This window comes from Actibacterium sp. 188UL27-1 (assembly GCF_016901225.1).
In the GTDB taxonomy this organism is placed as follows: Bacteria; Pseudomonadota; Alphaproteobacteria; order Rhodobacterales; family Rhodobacteraceae; genus 188UL27-1.
Genome location: NZ_JAFEUL010000012.1, coordinates 57,068 through 76,847, shown reverse-complemented (window position 1 = coordinate 76,847; position 19,780 = coordinate 57,068). Strand labels below are relative to the sequence as shown.

Sequence of the window (19,780 nt, the reverse complement as noted above, 5' to 3'; positions counted from 1 at the left end):
TCGTTCTTGACCCTTTGTTGGGGCTTATTCGTGTGATGCTACGCCATGTAGGGTGCGGCCACAACGTTTTGTGGCGGGAACCCCAGCAAATCAAGGGGTTTTGGCTAAGTTTCCGTGGCGTCGGGTCGTTTTTTGGCCCTAAAGGAAGGCCGTTTCGTCGAAACTGCGCAGTTTTCTGCTGTGAAGACGCTCCAATGGCATGCCACGCAGGGCTTCCATGGCTCGGATTCCGATCAGCAAATGGCGCGAAACCTGTGTGCGGTAGAAATCCGAAGCCATGCCAGGCAGCTTCAATTCGCCATGCAACGGCTTGTCTGAAACGCATAGCAACGTGCCATAGGGCACCCGGAAGCGAAAGCCGTTGGCCGCTATGGTGGCACTCTCCATGTCCAGTGCGACAGCGCGAGATTGGCTGAGCCGTTGCACCGGGCCCGATTGGTCCCGCAACTCCCAATTTCGGTTGTCGATGGTGGCGACGGTTCCGGTGCGCATAATGCTTTTCAGTTCGAACCCCTTTAGCTGGGTCACCTCGGCCACGGCCTGTTCCAGCGCGATCTGCACTTCAGCCAGGGCAGGGATCGGCACCCAAACGGGCAGGTCATCATCCAGCACGTGGTCTTCGCGCAGATAGGCATGGGCCAGGACGAAATCACCGAGGCTTTGCGAATTGCGCAAGCCCGCACAGTGCCCGACCATCAGCCAGGCATGCGGGCGCAGTACGGCGATGTGATCTGTCGCGGTTTTTGCATTCGATGGCCCGACCCCGATATTCACCAGTGTAACCCCATCGCCGTTCTCCTGGATCAGGTGATAGCTTGGCATCTGCGGCAGCTTTGCCGGGGTTTCCATTACGCCGGCAGGGTCACGGATGATCTGGTTGCCGGGACCAACAAAGGCGACATAGCCGCTGGCAGGGTCGGCAAGGGCTTTGCGGGCATAGGCCTCGAACTCCTCGACATAGAATTGATAGTTTGTGAACAACACATGATTTTGGAAGTAGTTTGGCCGTGTCGCCGTGTAATGGCTGAGCCGCGCGAGGGAATAATCAATGCGTTGCGCGGTGAACGGGGCCAAGGGGTTGGAACCGTCCTCATGCGCAAAGGCCGAATTGTTGACGATGTCATCATTCGTTGTCGCAAGGTCCGGCACATCAAAGATATCGCGCAAGGGGAACGACATGACCCCCTCATGCGGCACGGTGATCGAACTGTCATCAGACACGGCGAAATGCACGGGGATGGGCGTTTCTGACGGGCCAATCACCACCGGCTGGCCGTGATTTTCGATCAACAACGCGATTTGCTGGTTCAGGTAGTTCCGGAACAGTTCTGGCTGCGTGATTGTGGTGCTGTAGGTGCCCGGAGCCGCCACGTGGCCATAGCTCAGACGGCTATCGACACGGGCAAAGCTTGTCGTTTTCAGTCGGATCTCTGGGTAATAGGCTCGGTATCGGTGGTCCGGACGCTCTCCACTGGCGGTTTCAGAGAATGCTTTGCGCAGGAAGGTTGTCGCCGTGGCATAGAGCTTTGCCAGATAATCAACCGCCTGAGCTGCATCAGTGAAGGTCGCGGCTTCCTGATCAGGCGGTGTCAGGATCGGAGCGATGGGAGGGGCGGTCATGGCAAAGCTCCTTTTCTGGCGGACATGCAATCAGGTTTCTGACACCAAAAGATCAGTGAGTGCAAATTTCGTGACATCGACCAGACCCAAATCAGAGATCCGCAACTCTGGAATGACAACCAGTGCCAAGAGGGAATGCTGCATTATGGCGTTGTTTAGGGTGCAGCCCGCGGCGCGCATCGCATTTCCCAGCTGGTCGGCCTTGGCGGCGACCTCGGTGGCGGGGCTGTCGGACATCAGGCCCGCGATAGGCAACTCTATCAGCGCCTGTTCTGCGCCGTCCTGCCAAAGCGTGATGCCGCCACCGATTTCGGCCAACCGATTGGCCGCGCGGGCCATGTCGGCGGGGGACGTGCCGACCACGATCATATGGTGACTGTCATGGGCTACGGTGGATGCAAGTGCCATCTGGGTCGTGTAACCAAACCCTTGGACCAGAGCGTTTGTGACCTGACCCGTGGCTTTATGCCGTTCGACCAGGGCAATATGTGCGATATCCCTGTCCGGGGTCAGGTTGCCATCCATAACCGGAATTGTCGCCTTTAGCGCTTGGGTCGGCGCCTGATTTTCGACAACACCGATCACCTGTGCCTCAATATGACTGCAGCCCTTGGGTGCCGCGATCCGGAAATCATCGACCGTCACATCGCGCGCCATGTTCATAGTCTGGCGCGCCGTCCCAGGCCAATCAAGATGTGGACAATCGACAGTGATACCGCCGTCTTGGGCCACGGTCTGGCCGCGTGCGATGACATGCTCAATAGGCAATCTGCGCAAGTCCGATGTGAGGATCAAATCTGCGCGGCGCCCCGGGGCGATGCTGCCAATCTCCCGCTCCAACCCGAAATGGGTGGCGGTGTTGATCGTGGCCATTTGAAGGGCTACCAGCGGATCGCAGCCACAGTCGATGGCATGGCGCAGGACGCGGTTCATGTGACCGTCATTCACCAAGGTGCCGGAATGGCAGTCATCCGTACATAAGATCATCCCGCGTGGATCAAGGCCGCGTTCTGTGACCGCCGTGATCTGACTTTCAACATCGTACCACGCACTGCCCAGCCGGATCATGGCGCGCATCCCTTGACGCATCCGGGCGATGGCATCCGCTTCGCACGTGCCTTCATGGTCATCGGCTGGTCCGCCTGCTGCATAGGCGTGAAAGGCAGGGCCCAGATCGGGGGAGGCATAATGCCCGCCAACGGCTTTACCGGCAGCCTGGGTTGCGGCAATCTCAGCCAGCATCTTGGCGTCACCATGGATCACACCGGGAAAGTTCATCATTTCGCCCAACCCGATGATGCCCGGCCATGTCATCGCCTCTGCCACATCCTCTGGCGTGATCTCGTGGCCTGTCGTTTCAAGCCCTGGGGCAGACGGGGCGCAGGACGGCATCTGGGTGTAGATGTTGATGGGCTGGAGCGCTGCCTCCTCATGCATCAGCCGAACCCCCGACAGGCCCAGAACGTTGGCAATTTCATGCGGGTCCGTGAACATGGTGGTCGTCCCATGGGGGATGACGGCGCGGGCAAACTCGGCAGGGGTCAACATCCCGCTTTCGATATGCATGTGCCCATCGCACAGGCCGGGGATCATGTAGCGGTCCCGCGCCTCAATCACCTGGGTGTTGGGGCCGATGCAATGGCTGGCCTCTGGCCCGCAATAGGCAAAGCGACCGGCAGCTATTGCGATGTCATGATCTGGCAGCATTTCACGCGTGTGAACGTTCACCCAAATGCCACCTTTGATCACAGTATCGGCGGCCTCAGCGCCCCGCGCCACCGCGATCAATCGGGCGGCGGTATCCTGCCATGTGGGAATGGTCTGCGTCATGTCCTATTGTCATGCCAATGGACGCGGTGCGCAAGACGGTCAGGCAGTGTTGGCAAAAATACTCTAGTATCCTTTCAGCCAATCGCGGCGCTTGGCCCAGACGACGCCCCATTGCTCGGCCCGATGTGCGAACTTGCCCGGGTTCAGTCGTGCAGCTGTGGACAGCCCGTAATGGCGGATCGCGGACCACAGCCACATGGTGAACACTCCGAACGGTGCAGCGAAAGGTTTGCAATGGTCGCGGATCAGGGTGGTGCGGGCCTTGGCCACCCGTGTTGCCTTCTCACCGTTGACCGACTCGGCGGCGCCAAAGATATGCATGATCTCTGCATCGGGCGTGATCATGGGGCTGTAGCCCTTTGCTTTGGCGCGCAGGCACAGATCAGCTTCCTCCCCGTACATAAAATATTTCAGGTCAAACCCGCCAAGATCATCCCACAGGGCGCGGGGTATCAGCAGGAAACATCCCACAACGATGTCAACCTCACGCACGGTATCTCGCTTCCAGTCGCCCATACCTTCGGGGTTAAAGAATTCCGATCCCTTAAACATTGCAGCGAGCCCGATGGCTTTGGCGAAGTTCGACCAGACGGTGATCTTTTGCCAACACGACGCGATATTCAGGGAGCCATCGGGAAAGACGGTACGCCCCCCGTAGATACCTGCCTGCGGGTTTGCCTTGGCAAAGGCCATCAGGTTGTCCACGGCACCTTCGTGGCATTCCGTATCTGGGTTCAGCAAGAGCAGCCATTCGGTGGTCGCATCGGCGGCCACCACGTTATTTGCCTTGGCAAAGCCCAGATTTTCGTTCGACCGGATCAGTTCAACTTGCGGAAAATGCTCCGCCACGGCATCGGCGGAGCCATCATGGGATGCATTGTCCAGTACAACAGTTTTAAAATTCGTCTTCCGGGTGGTTTCGTAAAGCGTGCGCAGCGCGGCCAGTGTCAGCTCCCGGGTGTTGTAGCTGATCACGATCACGGTAAGGTCGGGTTTGGGTTCGGTCACAGCGGTATTCCCAGGGATTGGCGCAACATCCAGGCCGCGCGGGTCAGTCGTAAACGGGCAAGCGTGGCCAGGGCCGCGCGGCGTTCTGTGGCGCCCCGCAAAGCGGGATGGCGCAGCACTTTCGGTGTATGGGCCGCGATGCTCAGCGGCATTGCGGCTGCGCGCAGAACCCATTTCAGCCGACCGGCTGCGTTGGCCGGTTGCAACTGAAACGCTTCTTGCGTGGTGCGCAGCCATTTCTTGCGCAACGCAGGCCAGTCGATCCGCGTCGGGTGAGAGACTTTCAGTGTGTCGGCATAGACCAACCTTGCCCCTTTTGCCGTGGCGCGCTGACACCATTCCAAATCTTCGGACACGCCGACAATCAGGGGGCCGGTCCGGTCAAACACACTGCGGGTTGTGACCAGATTGGCGGTGACGGAAAAACCCTTATCTTCCACATAGCTGCGTTGGTGAAAGGCAAAGACTGTTTCAAATGCTTCGGCTCCGCTGCGAGGGGCAGGGGTTTCGTCAAAGACATCGATGCGTCCACCGATAACGGTGTTGTCGGCGGCCAAGGCGTTCGCCGTGGTCAACCAGTCGGGCGCAGGTACACAATCGGCGTCAAGAAAGGCCAGGGTTGGCGCGGTCGTCTCTGCCGCGCCTCGGTTGCGCGCAGCGGCGGCCCCTTTTAGCGGTTCGGTCACCAGTCTGACCTGCGGAAATTCTTGTGTGATGGGCTCAACGGGTGTGGGGGAGGCATTGTCCACCACCACGACCTCTGCCGCTGTCAGATCATTTTTCGCCAAAGCGGATAGGCACCGGCGGAGGCGATCATGGTCGTTATAATGCGGTATGATGACTGCGATTTTGGACGCTTGGATCATCGCAACCCCGGTCCCGCGTCAGTAGCTTTTGTTGTAGCTGTAATAGCCGTAACCATCCGAATGGAAGCGGCATTTGTTCAGGACCATGCCCATGACATTTGTCTGCTCGGCAAGCTCCTTTTCGCACATATCAACCTGTTCGAGGGTCGAGACACCGGCTTCCACCACGATCATCGCGCAGTCGACGTTTTTGAGGAAGGCCGACGTGTCGTCATTCACCAAGAGCGGTGGCATATCGAATAGCATCACATTGGGTTTGTAAGTTTTCTCGATCTCGTCCAGCACTTCCGATGTGCGTTGGCGAAGAAACAAATCCGACGGGTCGCGCATGGCGTTGAAATTCATCGATATCGCCAGATTGGTGCCGATCCATAGCGCTTGATCGGCAAAGGTGACCCGTCCTTCCAGAACATCGGACGTGCTTTTGGTACCACGTTGCATAAAGGCGTTCGACAGGGCCGGGCGACGCATATCCATATCCATCAACATGATCCGCAGTTCGGACTGACGGCTGAGGGATGCCGCCAAATTAGCGCTGGTCGTTGTTTTGCCCGAACCGGGAGAGGGCGATGTGATCGCGATACGTTTCCAGTCATTGGCGGCAAGGGTCTGAAGCACTTTGGTGCGCAACATGTCGAACGGTGTCGCTTCATGTCCCGCATCTATGGTTAACAACTTGCGGCGTCGCAGCCGGGTCTTGTCGATATCCATGGGTTCGAGATCGGCCCAAAGGGTGGTGAGATCCGGTTTATCATTGCGTAACAGGCGACTTTTGGGGCGGGCTGATTTCGTCGGAGTCGGCTCATTCAATGTCTCCGCACGCTTTTCGCGCGCTTTCTGGAGGGCCGCTTGCAGTTTTTCCATCGTGTTCGTCCGATCTCGCGTCGCGCGTCAGAGGAGGTTCAAAGAGCGGAACTGCTCAATAAACGCGTCGATCACCCGATCCAGCGGATACAAATTCAGGTGGATGTAATACATGGCTGCCGGAACCGAGACGCAGATCGTCAGCACCACGGCTAGGGTCCAGACGCGGCGTTTGAGCCGGTCATTCGCTGTCATGATGTAAGGGATAGTGGCCATAGGCGCGACGCCGAGGCCGTTGGTCAACTCCATCGGACGGCGGATCGATTTGTTCATGAGTTCAAGCAGCACAATCAGCGCAAAGCCTAGCATTAGGCCGCCGCCGATCCCGGCACCCGCGATGAACGGTCTGTTTGGACTGAACGGTTGATTGGGCGCAACCGCGTTTTCCACCACCACAAAGCGGGCCGACAGGGCGCCGGTGATCTTGCGTTCCTCCAAAGCCGCCCTGGCTAGGTTGCCTTCGGCGATGTCGTATTGTCGCTGAATTGCATCTTTCTCCCGCTCCAAACCGTCAAGCGTGATCGCAACCGTAGGTGTCCGGGTGATCGAGTCATCCAATTCGATGAGACGCTTCTGCGTTGCCGTCAGTTCTGCCTCATTGTCGGCGATGCGCGCATCGATCTCATCCAGTTCGGCCTGGAACAGCGCGGCATCACGATCAAGGGGCGCGTTGGCATCGGTGTCGGTTTCCCCGTCGATGGAGGTCGCGGAGAGCTGTGCCGCAACCTTTTCACGCTGACGATCGACCCGAGCTTGCAGCACTGACACGCGGGGGTTCTGCGGGGACAAAACAATCAGCAACTCGTCCAATTCAGCTTCCAGATTGGCCAAACGCGCCTCATCGGGGCTCCGCCTCTCGGTGGTTTCGACCGATCCGGAGTTTTCGTAGATCAATACGATCCGGTTGCGCCGATCACGAAGCGAGTCGATATCGCGTTCCAACCGAGTGACGCGTTCTTGCAACCGCGATTGCTCGTTCAGTTGGAAATTAAGCCGCTCCGGTAGGTTTTCGGGGTTCTCATTTTTGAATTCCACGATCTCAGCACTCTTCAGTGCAAGTTCGTTGCTGAGGCGGTTTACCTCCTGCTCGAAAAACGCCGTTGTTCCACCTGATCGATCACGCTGTGCACGGGCTGACAAATCTTGTATCCGCGTAACATAGTCGTTGGCCACCGCGGAGGCGATCGTGCCACTGCGCCCTTCAAATCGCACGCGCATGAAGGTGGCACTGTCGCGGCCGGTATTGTTGTTGATCGTGGTGTTGGCCCGCATGGAGCTGACGATCTGATCCGGCGGCATGGTCCGGATCCCTTCGAACACGTTATGATCACGGGCGATATCGATCAGGATCTGACGGGTCAAAAGCTGCTGACGCACCTTTTGCAATTCTTCTGCGGGTCGGAAAGATCCGCCACCACGCCGACCGGTATCTTCGTTCAACTGGCTTCGCTCATACAAAAGCAGGGCCTGCGCCGAATATGTCGGTGGCAGCAAGAAGGAAAACATCACCGCCGGTACGGCCACGAACAATGTCACAAAGACAAACAGCGGAAAGCGTTTGAAGAAAACGGAGAGGTAGTAGCGAAGTTCCGGGTTCATTCAGCAGCTCGTTCGGTGAGGGTAATCGCAGTGACGAAAACGCCATCGCTGATGACTTGTTGTACGGTTGTCTCGGTAATACTCCGCTCTTCCCCCATCGCGGCATATACCATGGCAAAATCACATAACTTGTTCACAAGACGGGGCACCCCGCCGGTATGTTGATAGACAAGCTCCACAGCTTCCTTCGTGAACTCATCACCTTTGCCGCCTGCATGTTTCAGGCGATGCTTGATATACTGTGATACCGTGTCTTCCGACATCGGAAGCAGATGATAGCTTGCAACGACCCGCTGAGCAAACTGGCTCAGTTCCGGTCGGACGATTTTAGCCCGTAATTCCGGCTGACCGACAAGGACCAGCTGCAACAACTCATCCTTGTTGGTATTGATGTTGGTCAACATGCGAAGTTCTTCAAGCACTTCCGCAGTCAGGTTCTGTGCCTCATCGATCACGATGATGACGCGGCGACCATCGGCGTATTCCCCCAATAAGAAGTCCTGCAACAGCTGGAACATGCCGACATAGTCAAGGTCGCGGCCCGTCTCGATTCCAAATGAATTCAAAACCCAGCGCAGCAAATCACCTCGATCGCCCTGGGCGTTCGAGATCAGCCCGATGGTCGTATCGTCTTGGATGGAGTTCAGCAGGTGCTGCAAGAGGGTGGTCTTGCCCGCACCGACCTCACCGGTCAGCACCGTGATGGGCGCCCGCATAACAATACCATACTCTAATATGGTATAGGCAGCGCGGTGTCCGCGGGACCAGAAAACGAAATCAGGATCGGGCAGCAGCGTGAAGGGCCGCTCCCGCAATCCGAAATACTCTGTGTAGATATCTGATGCGCCAACCATCTTGCCGAGTCACACGAGCCGTTTACCGAGGTGAGCCGCATACATAAGGATCATGCATCAGCTTGGGAAGTCGAGGCTGTGTTGCGCATCTTTTCTCAAGCGTCCAGCCCCTATCTTGCCGCAGAATCGGCGATCGATGAGATTCGCCCTACCAAGAACTATTCCGAAAGATGTTGTTGCGACATTGGCAACAATATGGCGCTCCAATCAAATGGTCGCCGAATTCAACACAAAGTGCAGCACAGCCTTTCCGCAAATCGCTAGGAATTCAGGCGCAATGGGGAAGAACACCGGAATGAACCCCTTAACAATGAGCCGATATCCGCTACCACTGGGGATAACACTGCGCGGAAAATGCCCAACAATGCGGCATAATTGGGCAGCGGCTGAGGTGTTTTTGGTGAAAATTGAATTTAAACAGTGAGTTAACCATGGGTGATCTTTCGGCGACACCGCCTTCTCTTTGTCTAAACTTTACATTAAGTCCTTAGCAGTAAGCGGGTATTTGTACCCCAGAGAAGTAAATGATGGGTCCGAAGCGCACAGTTATGCACACACCCGACCGCATGGTCCTAGCCGATAGGTGTAAGGAATAAAATGACTGCACATTTCGCAACTGTTGCTGATCAGGGCGAGCCAGTGTTGGCCGCTCAGGTCTTTCCGGTGCAACGCCGGCAGGGATACTACCGCAACGGGATGAAGCGCGCGTTGGATATCGCGTTAATCCTGCTGGCGGCACCGTTGGTTGTGCCGCTTGTTGCAATCATGGCGCTATTGATAGCACGGGATGGCAATTCGCCCTTCTATCGGCAGCAACGTGTGGGACGTTTCGGCCGCGTCTTCAAGATCTGGAAATTGCGGACGATGGTCCATGACGCCGATACGCAATTGGCAAATCATCTGGCCCATGATGCTGACGCTCGCGCGGAATGGCAGCGGAGCCAAAAGCTCAAGAATGACCCTCGGATCACCAATATTGGGCGCATCCTTCGCAAGACATCTTTGGATGAGTTGCCACAGTTGTGGAACGTCTTGACCGGCGACATGTCGTTGGTCGGACCACGTCCCATGATGTGCAACCAGCAAAAGTTGTATCCGGGTGCCGCCTATTACAGCGTCCGGCCTGGTATTACTGGGCTTTGGCAGATCTCTGCGCGGAACAACTGTGAATTCAGCGGTCGCGCCCGGTTTGATACAAAGTATGCCGACCAGATGTCGTTCTCGACCGATGTCGCGATTTTGTATCGTACGGTGAGCGTTGTTGCGCGCGGTACGGGCTACTAATTTAGCCTTCGATCACATTTCACAGCTATTTGCTTCGGCGAGCATTGATCTGATCACAGTCCTGTTGGTGAGACTGGTCAGGCCAGTCTCGCCGCTATAGTAAGCGGCAACCTTGGAGAATTTGGATGCCGTCTATTACCCCCTCTCGCCTGTTATTTGCCATGCTTTTATGTCTGGGCCTTGCAGGTTGTCAGACATCTGAAGAGCGTGCCGAAGGGCATTACCAACGAAGCCTTGAATTAATTGCCGAAGGCGATGTTGACCGCGCATTGGTCGAGCTTCGCAATGTTTTCAAACTCAACGGATTCCACCGCGAAGCACGTTCTTTATATGCGCTTACCGTTCGGCAGCGTGGCGAAAAGAACGAGGCGTTCTCGCAGTATCTGCGGCTGGTGGAGCAGCATCCCGACGCGTGGGATGCTTATCTTGCCTTGGCCGAGCTGTCGTTGGAATTTAACCGCTATCCTGATGCCGAACGGTATCTGAAGGAGGCACAGCGAACCAATTCCGACGATCCGGGCTTGCAGGTCGTCCAGGCGGCTGTGAACTACAGAAATGCCGTTTTGGAAGAGCAACCCGGGACACGGCGCGAGGTTGCACAGACAGCCAAGGCGCTCACCGAACAGTTGCCGGATAGCATGATTGCCCGTGGCATCGTCATCAACTCCTTGATCCGGGATGGGGAAGAGGTCGCGGCACTTGAGGAGCTTGATGCCGCCCTCGCAGTTGAAGACAACAACCGCGCATTCTATCGCATCAAGCTGGAATTGCTGGCCCGGCGCGGCGAAGATGACAAAGTCGAGGCCCTGCTGCGCGACATGCTGGGCAAATTCGACAATGACAACGGGATCCGCCAAACCCTCATCCGGTTTTACTTGTCTCGCGGTGACAAGGAGTCGGCGGAGAAATTTCTGCGCGATCAGATTGCGACCGATACATCGGGTGATGAAGAGCGAGTCACGCTGGTTCGTTTCATGGAACAGATCCGCGGTCGTGATGAGGCGCGCGCGTTGCTTGACGAATTGATCGATGAAGGGACCAATGATCAGCTCTTTCGGTCCATGCGCGCCCGCATGAATTTCGAAGATGGGTTCAAGCAAAAGGCGCTGGTCGAACTGGAAGAGATCCTGGATGGCGCTGAATCGAACGACCAAACCCGCGAATTGCGTGTTCTGCTGGCGCAGATGCTGGACGACACCGGCAACCATGTTGGCGCCCGGGAAGTTGTCGAGAAGGTTTTGACCGAAGACAGTCAATTGGTCGAAGCGCTCAAGGTGCGTGCAGCCTGGCTGATCGAAGATGATCAGGCGGACCAGGCCATCGTCGATTTGCGCCGGGCGCTCGACCAGGATCCCAATGATCACACATTGATGACGCTGATGGCACAAGCCCATGTGCGCAACGGCAACCGGGAATTGGCGGGGGAGGTCTTGGCGTCTGCCGTGGATGCTTCGAACAACGCCCCGCAAACGGCCCTGATCTACACGCAGTTCCTGTTGGCGGAGAACCGGTTGCGCCCGGCAGAGGCGGCTTTGGTCAATGCGTTGCGCATCACGCCGGGTCATCCCGAATTGCTGCGCGAACTTGGGGGCGTCTACGTGGCGCTGCAGGATTGGCCCCGGGCAGAGCAGGTCGTGCGATCGCTGCGCCGCTTGGATAGCGAAATGGGACGCAGGGTTGCCGATCAATTGCAGCTTGCTGTTTTGACGGCACAAGATCGCGAGGAAGAGGTGTTTTCGTTCCTCGATGAACTCTCGCAAGAGGATGGCGGCAATCTAGGTGCGGACCTAGGTGTGTTGCATCTCCACCTGCGCAATGGGGATACGGATGTCGCGGCGGCCCATATCGAAACCCTCATGGTAACTCGGCCCGATGATCGCGGCCTGCGCTTCCTTCGTTCCGTTGTGTGGGGGTTGCAGGGCGAGGCCGACAAGGCGATCGAGGGGTATCGCACCCTCCTTGCCGAAAATTCCGATGCTGAGCGTATCTGGATTGAGCTTGTCCGCGCTTTGAATGCCCAAGGCCAGTCAGACGAAGCCCTCACCACATTGCGGGAGGGGATCGAGGCGACGACGGCATCACCCAACCTGCAATGGATGCTGGCCAGTAGCCTTGAGCAAAGCGGAGATCAGGAAGGCGCGCTAGAGATCTATGAAGCACTTTACGACCAGAACACTGCAACCAGCGTGATTGCCAACAACCTGGCCAGCTTGCTGTCGACGCTGCGCGATGATCCAGAGAGCCTTGACCGTGCCTACCGCGTCGCACGGCGTTTGCGCGACAGCGATTTTGCACCCTTCCAAGACACCTATGGTTGGATCTCTTATCTGCGGGGCGACTATGAGGAGGCCTTGCGCCATCTGGAACCTGCCGCAGAAGGTCTGCCGCAAGATCCGACAGTCCAATACCACTTAGCCAAGGTCTATATCGCCTTGAACCAACCGGCTAAGGCCAAACCGCTTCTGGAACAGGCGCTGGACCTTGCTGGGGATGACCCCCGGGCCGCGTTCGAGGATGCGCGGGAGCAGTTGGATCGGCTGGGATCCGCCGAAACGGCCCCCACCACACCGTCTGAGTGATGCGAAAAAACGACGGATATTAACGACCTGCGCCAATTCAGACCAAAACATGGTGCAGGTCCTTCTCTGGCCTGCCCCAATCGCTTATTCCAGATTTGACCAGAAATGATTTCCAGGTGCAGATCGAAAATGCGGTATCTTGGCTTTTTGCTTCTTTCATTGTTCTTCGCCACGGCAGCGACGGCGCAGGGAAGCTACGGCATCCAACCGGGCGACAGCCTGCAAATCGAAGTCGTTGAAGATAACAGTCTTAACAGGAACGTGCTGGTAACACCGGATGGCCAGATCAGTTTTCCATTGGCGGGCACCGTAAATGTAAACGGCAGAACGGTTGAGCAGGTGCGCCGTGCCATTACCAGCCGTTTGGCGCCAAACTTTGCCAACCCACCAACCGTGTTTGTCGCCGTCAGCCGTATCAACGATCGGCTACTCGACGCGGAACCTGATTTGGAAACCATGACCATCTACCTGCTGGGAGAGGTTTCAAGCCCCGGCCCCAAACAGGTTGAACCCGGTTTGACGATCCTCCAGTTCCTGTCGACCAGTGGCGGATTTACCAAGTTTGCCGCCACCAAGCGGGTTCAGATCCGTCGGCGCGTTGGCCATACCGAGAAGTTGGTCAAAGTGAATTATAACGCCCTATCGCGCGGTGCTCGGCTTATCCGTGATGTTGTGCTGCATGATGGCGACGTCATATTGGTGCCCGAACGCCGCCTGTTCGAGTGACGCCATGAGGCTGAGAGATGCCCGCCGAAAAACGCTGGGCCTAGCTATTGTGATCGGATCCGTGGGTGGGGTTGTCGCGCAGGAGCGGCAGCCTCCTCCGGGTATCGAATACACGCTCGACCTGTCCACGGGGATCGTGACCAGCGACAACCTGGAAAACGTGGCAGATCCAAATGGACGCTCGACCCTTTCGCGCACAAATCTCACCTTCGGTGCTCGCAGCCAAACCAAGGTATCCGATCTGGCGTTGACCTTCGGCGGCCGGTTTGAGGCGGGGTATTTCGCACAGGACGATACGACGACTTCAGTGTTCGAAGATCCGTTCGCGACGCTGGCCTATCGCCGCGAGGGCGCGAATGCCAATTTCTCGTTCCTGGGCACTTACCGCGAAACCGATGTCAGCCGGTCGCGCGTGGTGGAGGATGAGTTCGAGAACGAGGATCTGATCGAAGATGATGGAACACGCGTAGATACCGATCTGCGTTTTTCGTTCGAGACCAATCCACAGGGCCCTTGGGGCACGGATGTTGATCTGCGTTACCGGACCCGCAATTTCAACGGCGTGACCAGCGACGAACTGACAGATACGGAGTTTTTCTCGATCGATGCGGGGCTCCGCTTGCTGATAACGCCATCTGCAACCTTGCGGCTCACCGCATCTCAATCCCAACTCATCGAAGATGACGATGTTGAGACAGAGCAGGAAACCACCAGCTATGGTGCAAACCTCGTTTACGAAATATCCCGCGCCACCCGCGTGAATGCCGGGCTGTCCGCGGTCCGGATCGAGACGGAACAGGACGAGGCAGGTGGCCGGTCCACCGATGTCGATGAGGGCCCATCCTTCAATTTCGGTATTGAGCATGATCGGCCAAATGGACAGATCAGCGCGACGTTTTCGAACACCCTGATCCGGAATGGGCGGCGGCAAACGATCCGTGTTGCCCGTGATCTGGAATTGAAACGGGGTGAGTTGAGTTTTTCAGTTGGTGCCACGCAAACCAACGGCAATGGTTTCGACCCCTTGCTGGCGCTGACCTATTCCGGTGATCTGAAACGTGGCTCCTACCGGATACGGTTCAGTCAGAACGCGAACACGGACACCGATGGCGACTCCTTTATCAACACGCGTCTTTCCGCAAATTACCGGCACGAGATCGATCGCGTCTCCGGTCTGGAACTGGATCTGTCGCTTACTGAAAGCGATGCTCAAGGCGACGATGGTACGGATCGTAGCCGTACAAATCTTGGTGTGACCTACACACGGGATCTGACGCATGATTGGCAATTGCGGACCGGGTATGAATACGGGTTGACCGAGACGAACGATGGTGATGGGCGACGCAGAAATACCTTATTCGCGACCATCAATCGTAGCTTTTCCCTGCGACCCTAGCGCCTTCTATGACGCGCATGTGATCTAGGTAACGGGTCGAATTTTTATGGGTTTTGCTCTATGCCGACCTGAGCAGAATCGACCTATATCCGCAAAACAGATCGGGATACGACAGGAATGAACACTACGACGGCCGTTCGTACGCTCAACCCGCTGGGGTTGTTCTGGTTTTCATTGTTGCTGGTCGCATCCGTGCCGATCTTTTGGATCGGGTTTGTTTCACTGGTAGAGGCTTGGGCCACGCCGGAATACAGCCACGGCCCGCTGATCCCCCTGATCTCCCTCTATCTCTTTATCCGAGAGTTGCGAAGATCACCGACCCCCTCATACGATGTGACGGACCGCACGCCTGGCGTTCTGCTCATCATGATCTCCCTTACGATCGCGATCCTGGGCAATATCGCCCGGATCCCGGATATCGTGACATATGCCTTTATCCTTTGGACCGGCGGGGTGGTCTTGACCGTCTTTGGCTGGAGACGCGGCATCACCCACTGGGCACCTGTGCTGCACCTGATCTTCATGCTGCCGCTGCCGCAGTTTCTGTATTGGCAGATGACGATTTTCCTACAAGGTGTCTCATCTGAGCTTGGGGTATGGTTCGTCAAGATGGCCGGTGTGTCGGTCTTCTTGGAAGGGAACATCATCGATCTGGGTGTGTTCAAGCTGCAGGTCGCCGAAGCCTGCTCTGGCCTGCGCTACCTGTTCCCGATCCTCAGCTTCAGCTATCTTGTTTCGATCCTTTATCGAGGCCCGATCTGGCACAAGGCGATCCTTTTGCTGTCAGCGGCACCGCTGACGGTGTTCATGAATTCCTTCCGCATCGGCGTTGTCGGGGTTGTTGTGAATTCCTATGGGATCGAACATGCCGAAGGCTTCATGCATTTCTTCGAAGGCTGGATCATCTTCCTCGCCTGTATCGGCATCCTGTTTCTGATGGCGATCGTCCTGCAGCGGCTGACCCCTAACCCCTTGCCATTGTCGCAGGCCATTGATCTGGATTTCCAGGGCTTTGGTCCCATTATGGGGCGGATCGGTGCCATCCGGGTGTCCCGCGCGATGATCACGGCATGTGTGCTGACCATCGCCGTAACGGCGGTCTGGATGGTGGCGCGGCCAAACACGCAGGTCACCAATTTGGACCGCGATCCATTCGTCTTGTTCCCGAACACGATTGACGGTTGGGCGTCGGTCCGCAGCTCACTTGATCCGGCGGTAGAGGCGACACTGGCTGCCGATGACTACCTGAACGCCACATTCTCCACCGCGGGAGAGCCGGCTGGTGTGAACATGTTCATCGCATATTATCATAACCAGACCGACGGTTCTGGTATCCACTCTCCTGAGGTTTGCCTGCCCGTCGGCGGTTGGGAGGTTTATAATCTGGATGAGCACAAGGTCAGCTTCACCGATACGGTCTATGGCGAGTTCGAGGTCAATCGCGCTATCATCGAAAAGGGACTGTCCCGCCAGCTGGTCTATTACTGGTTTGAACAGCGCGGCAAACGGATGACCAATGATTTCGCTGCCAAGTTCAGCGTGGTTTATGACAGCTTGTCCATTGGCCGCACGGACGGATCACTTGTGCGCTTTGTGACGCCGATCGCGCGTGGTGAGACCGAGGAACAGGCAGAGGCGAGAATGCAGCGGTTCATGGCATCGGCTTTGCCTAAACTGCCACGCTTTATGCCTAACTAAGATCCTGTAGGGCGCTTTTCATGGGTGAAAGCCAGATTGACCGGGCATTGCACCTCGCTCGCGACGCACATCGCGGGCAGGTCGATAAGCTTGGTGTTGACTATCTCAAACACGTTGAGGCCGTGGCAGAGGCAGTTCGACACCTTGGAGAGGTTTATCAGATCACAGCACTTCTCCATGACAGTATCGAAGACTGCGATGACCGTGATGTTGTGAGCCTGAAGGACATCGCAGATCTCTTTGGCGTGGCCGTTGCCGATGCGGTCGATTGTATGACCAAGCGACCGGACGAAAGCTACGATGACGGCTATCTGCCCCGTGTCTTGCGGAATGAGATCGCGCGCCAAGTGAAACTTGCTGATGTCCGACACAACCGCTCGCGGTTGCACTTGCTATCCGACCCCGCCACCAGAGACAGGCTTCAAACCAAATACGACAAGACCCTCGCGGTTTTAACCGCGCAAAGCTAACCCATGTATGGCGGTCGCGCCTCGTTTGTCACGGTGGGTTCGCGCAATGCGCGCGACGCCAAACCGATTTCCAGTTGAGCCTTTGCCCGGTCTGGGGGATGACAGGGAATGAACTCTGCCGCCTTTGATCCCGGATCTGACCGGTTTGGCCTTTGGTTGATCCTCGCAATCATCGCCATATGCACCGGGGTGGAAATTTCCTTTTTGGCCGCAGACTATGGTGTGCTCAACATTCCGCGTTTGCGTCAAACCGCCTACGATAACGGTGCCTTCCGTCCGCAATTGCTCCAGAACTGGCGGCCAAACTATCCGGCGCAACCATGGTTGATGTTCCTGACCTATGGGTTTCTGCATGGCGGGCCGCTGCACATGGCCGTTAATATGGCCACGCTTTGGTCCCTAGGTCACATCGTCGTTGACCGGATCGGCGGGCGCGGTCTGGCGTTATTGTACGTTGGCAGTTTGCTGGGCGGCGCGGTGGCCTATGGCTTGCTCTCGGAGTCCTTGCGCCTGATGGTCGGTGCCTCGGGCGCGCTTTTCGGGTTGGCTGGCGCCATGGTGGTCTGGCTTTGGCTGGACCGTGACCTGCATGAAGGCAACCTGCGCCAGATGTGGCGGCTTCTGATCTATTTGATCGTGATCAACCTCGTCATGTATTGGGCGCTGGATGGGCAACTGGCCTGGCAAACCCATCTGGGTGGTTTCCTTATCGGTTGCGTTTCGGGCTATCTTCTTGATGCGCCAGAACGGCCCCATGAAGATCCGCCTACAACGCCCCGTCCCGATCGGCTCACCTACATAATTGGGGATATCCACGGGTGTTTGCGCGCCTTGGAAGCATTGTTGAGCAAGATAGACACACATCGCCAGGGTCGCCCCGCCGATCTGGTCTTTGTCGGCGATTATGTCGATCGCGGCCCTGACAGTGCCGCGGTTTTGAACCGTCTCATGGCATTGGATAACGAACCGTACGTCACCTGCCTGATGGGCAACCATGACCTGATGATGCTGCGGTTTTTGCAAAATCCGGATCAACGCGCCGCGGGTTGGATTGGCGCCGGTGGACAAGACACCTTGTTCAGCTTTGGCCTGACCACAGCGCCCCAGGGGCCCAACGCGGCGGCCCGGCACCAGATGGTCGCAGAAAACCTGCGAAAGGCGATGCCCCCTAATTTGGAAGCGTGGCTGGCGGCGCGCCCGTTATGGTGGCAAAGCGGCGATGTGATTGTGGTTCATGCCCTCACCCAACCAGACAAGCCAATGTCCGCGCAAAGCGACGAGGTGCTCCTTTGGGCCCGTCCGACGCGCAATCAGACACCGCGCAGCGACGGGACTTGGGTGATCCATGGACATACTATCGTTGCCGAACCGCGGATCACCCCAGGTCATATCGCAATTGATACCGGTGCGTATCGCGGCAGGCCGTTGACCGCTGTTGTTTTAGGCAATGGCCCACCTGAGTTTCTTCAGGTCACAAGTACGGTGGAAATCGCCGCGCAGACAGGCTAAGCGCAGATCGAATTCGACCGGTCAGCCAAGAGGTTTGCATGATCTACCCCGTTATCCTTTGTGGTGGTTCCGGCACCCGCCTTTGGCCCAGTTCCCGCCGGTCCTACCCCAAGCAGTTCACCGGCTTCTTCGGTGATGAGACCTTATTTCAAGTCACTTTGAAGCGTCTGACAGGTCCGGATTTTGGCGCACCGTTGGTCATGACCAACGCTGATTTCCGCTTTATCGCGACCGAACAATGCGAACAGATCGGTCTGGCGGATGCCCGCGTTGTCATTGAACCGGCCTTGCGCAACACCGCCCCGGCGATTCTCGCAGCGGCGCTGCTGCTGGAGGAAGAACCCGACGCGCTGATGCTGGTGGCCCCCTCTGATCATATCATTGCCGGTGTCGATACCTTCCTCGATACGGTGCGGGTGGCGGCGACTGCAGCCGCGGACGGCAAGCTGGTCACGCTGGGTGTCATGCCAGACCGCCCTGAAACCGGCTACGGTTATCTGGAACTCGCCACACAGCCGGACGGCCTTGCAGCGCATCCCTTGGTCAGCTTCACCGAAAAACCCGATGTCGCCACGGCTCAGACCTTTCTGGATGGCGGCAAACACCTATGGAATGCGGGCTTGTTCCTTTTCCGGGTGTGCGACATCACCGCGGCCTATGAAACCCATGCGCCTGACATGCTGGCTCCCGTTCGAGAGGCGGTGAAAACCGGGGCGGAGGATCTGGGTTTTTTCCGTCTGGGCGAAGACGCCTATGCCAAGGCTCCGTCCGACAGCATTGATTATGCCGTGATGGAAAAGGCAGATAATATCGCCACCGTCCCCCTGAACAGCGGCTGGTCCGATTTGGGCAGTTGGGATGCGCTTTGGTCTGCTTCTGCTCCAGATGCCCAAGGCATTGTGACCCAGGGCGCGGCGACGGCGGTAGAATGTGAAAACACCTTCCTCCGCTCGGAAGAAGACAGCCTGCATCTTGTAGGCGTCGGCCTCAGCAATATCGTCGCCGTGGCCATGCGCGACGCCGTTCTGGTGGCCGACATGACCAAATCGCAAGACGTCAAAAAGGCCGTGTCCCTCCTGAAAGAGGCGCAGATCGAACAGGCTGAGCACTACCCGCGCTTCCACCGCCCCTGGGGCTGGTACGAGACGCTGTGTCTGGGTCAACGCTTTCAGGTGAAGCGGATCATGGTTAAACCGGGTGGGATCTTGTCGCTGCAAAGCCATGTCCACCGGTCCGAGCACTGGATTGTCGTCGGTGGGACAGCCGAGGTCACGGTGGGCGATGATAAGAAACTGCTCACGGAAAACGAATCCGTCTACATCCCCCTGGGTGCGGTCCACCGCATGGCGAACCCAGGCCGGGTTCCAATGTACCTGATCGAGGTGCAAACCGGCACTTATCTGGGCGAAGATGACATTGTCCGCTACGAAGATGTCTACAATCGCGGCTAGTCCCCTTTGAACACCCAGACACGATG

Annotated in this window: 15 protein-coding genes; 8 read left to right on the top strand and 7 right to left on the bottom strand. The window is 57.2% G+C overall.

Annotation, left to right across the window (positions count from 1 at the left end; all coding sequences use genetic code 11):
* Nucleotides 1-138 precede the first annotated feature (138 nt).
* The 7 genes from IU397_RS15515 to IU397_RS15485 all read right to left on the bottom strand — a co-directional run bounded on the left by IU397_RS15515 (nucleotide 139) and on the right by IU397_RS15485 (nucleotide 8,641).
* Nucleotides 139-1,620, bottom strand: a complete 1,482-nt coding sequence (locus IU397_RS15515) for an AMP nucleosidase (protein WP_204415478.1) — start codon at nucleotides 1,618-1,620, stop codon at nucleotides 139-141.
* A 30-nt stretch (nucleotides 1,621-1,650) separates the two neighbouring features.
* A complete protein-coding gene (gene ade / locus IU397_RS15510; protein WP_204415476.1) occupies nucleotides 1,651-3,450 on the bottom strand; it encodes an adenine deaminase in 1,800 nt (599 codons plus the stop codon).
* A 63-nt stretch (nucleotides 3,451-3,513) separates the two neighbouring features.
* Nucleotides 3,514-4,458 carry a glycosyltransferase family 2 protein gene (locus IU397_RS15505; protein WP_204415474.1) on the bottom strand — a complete coding sequence of 315 codons (945 nt, stop codon included), beginning with the start codon at nucleotides 4,456-4,458 and terminating at the stop codon, nucleotides 3,514-3,516.
* On the bottom strand, nucleotides 4,455-5,324 hold the full coding sequence (locus IU397_RS15500; protein WP_204415472.1) for a glycosyltransferase family 2 protein: 870 nt from the start codon (nucleotides 5,322-5,324) through the stop codon (nucleotides 4,455-4,457). The genes IU397_RS15505 and IU397_RS15500 overlap by 4 nt, the downstream gene beginning before the upstream one ends.
* Nucleotides 5,325-5,342: 18 nt before the next feature.
* Nucleotides 5,343-6,188, bottom strand: coding sequence for a tyrosine-protein kinase family protein (locus tag IU397_RS15495; RefSeq protein ID WP_204415470.1), 846 nt, complete (start codon nucleotides 6,186-6,188; stop codon nucleotides 5,343-5,345).
* A gap of 27 nt (nucleotides 6,189-6,215) precedes the next feature.
* A complete protein-coding gene (locus IU397_RS15490) occupies nucleotides 6,216-7,787 on the bottom strand; it encodes a Wzz/FepE/Etk N-terminal domain-containing protein (protein ID WP_204415468.1) in 1,572 nt (523 codons plus the stop codon).
* Entirely contained in the window at nucleotides 7,784-8,641 is an 858-nt protein-coding gene (locus IU397_RS15485) for an ExeA family protein (RefSeq protein WP_204415466.1), read from the bottom strand. The genes IU397_RS15490 and IU397_RS15485 overlap by 4 nt, the downstream gene beginning before the upstream one ends.
* 597 nt (nucleotides 8,642-9,238) lie before the next feature.
* Here IU397_RS15485 and IU397_RS15480 point away from each other — a divergent pair.
* The 8 genes from IU397_RS15480 (at nucleotide 9,239) to IU397_RS15445 (ending at nucleotide 19,754) form a co-directional block, all read left to right on the top strand.
* Nucleotides 9,239-9,925, top strand: a complete 687-nt coding sequence (locus IU397_RS15480; protein ID WP_204415464.1) for a sugar transferase — start codon at nucleotides 9,239-9,241, stop codon at nucleotides 9,923-9,925.
* Nucleotides 9,926-10,050: 125 nt separating this feature from the next.
* Entirely contained in the window at nucleotides 10,051-12,504 is a 2,454-nt protein-coding gene (locus IU397_RS15475; RefSeq protein ID WP_204415463.1) for a tetratricopeptide repeat protein, read from the top strand.
* A gap of 129 nt (nucleotides 12,505-12,633) precedes the next feature.
* Complete coding sequence (locus IU397_RS15470) at nucleotides 12,634-13,230, top strand: polysaccharide biosynthesis/export family protein (RefSeq protein WP_204415461.1); 597 nt, start codon at nucleotides 12,634-12,636, stop codon at nucleotides 13,228-13,230.
* 4 nt (nucleotides 13,231-13,234) lie between these two features.
* Nucleotides 13,235-14,626: a hypothetical protein gene (locus tag IU397_RS15465; RefSeq protein ID WP_204415460.1), complete on the top strand. Its 1,392-nt coding sequence runs from the start codon at nucleotides 13,235-13,237 to the stop codon at nucleotides 14,624-14,626.
* 117 nt (nucleotides 14,627-14,743) lie between these two features.
* Nucleotides 14,744-16,324, top strand: a complete 1,581-nt coding sequence (xrtD, locus tag IU397_RS15460; protein ID WP_204415458.1) for a VPLPA-CTERM-specific exosortase XrtD — start codon at nucleotides 14,744-14,746, stop codon at nucleotides 16,322-16,324.
* 20 nt (nucleotides 16,325-16,344) lie between these two features.
* On the top strand, nucleotides 16,345-16,794 hold the full coding sequence (locus tag IU397_RS15455) for an HD domain-containing protein (protein WP_204415456.1): 450 nt from the start codon (nucleotides 16,345-16,347) through the stop codon (nucleotides 16,792-16,794).
* Between the two features lie 108 nt (nucleotides 16,795-16,902).
* Nucleotides 16,903-18,303 (top strand): rhomboid family intramembrane serine protease, encoded by a 1,401-nt coding sequence (locus tag IU397_RS23355; RefSeq protein WP_239479839.1) that lies wholly within the window; start codon nucleotides 16,903-16,905, stop codon nucleotides 18,301-18,303.
* 38 nt (nucleotides 18,304-18,341) lie between these two features.
* The gene (locus IU397_RS15445; protein WP_204415454.1) at nucleotides 18,342-19,754 is read left to right on the top strand and encodes a mannose-1-phosphate guanylyltransferase/mannose-6-phosphate isomerase; all 1,413 of its coding nucleotides are present in this window, start codon (nucleotides 18,342-18,344) and stop codon (nucleotides 19,752-19,754) included.
* Nucleotides 19,755-19,780: the final 26 nt, after the last annotated feature.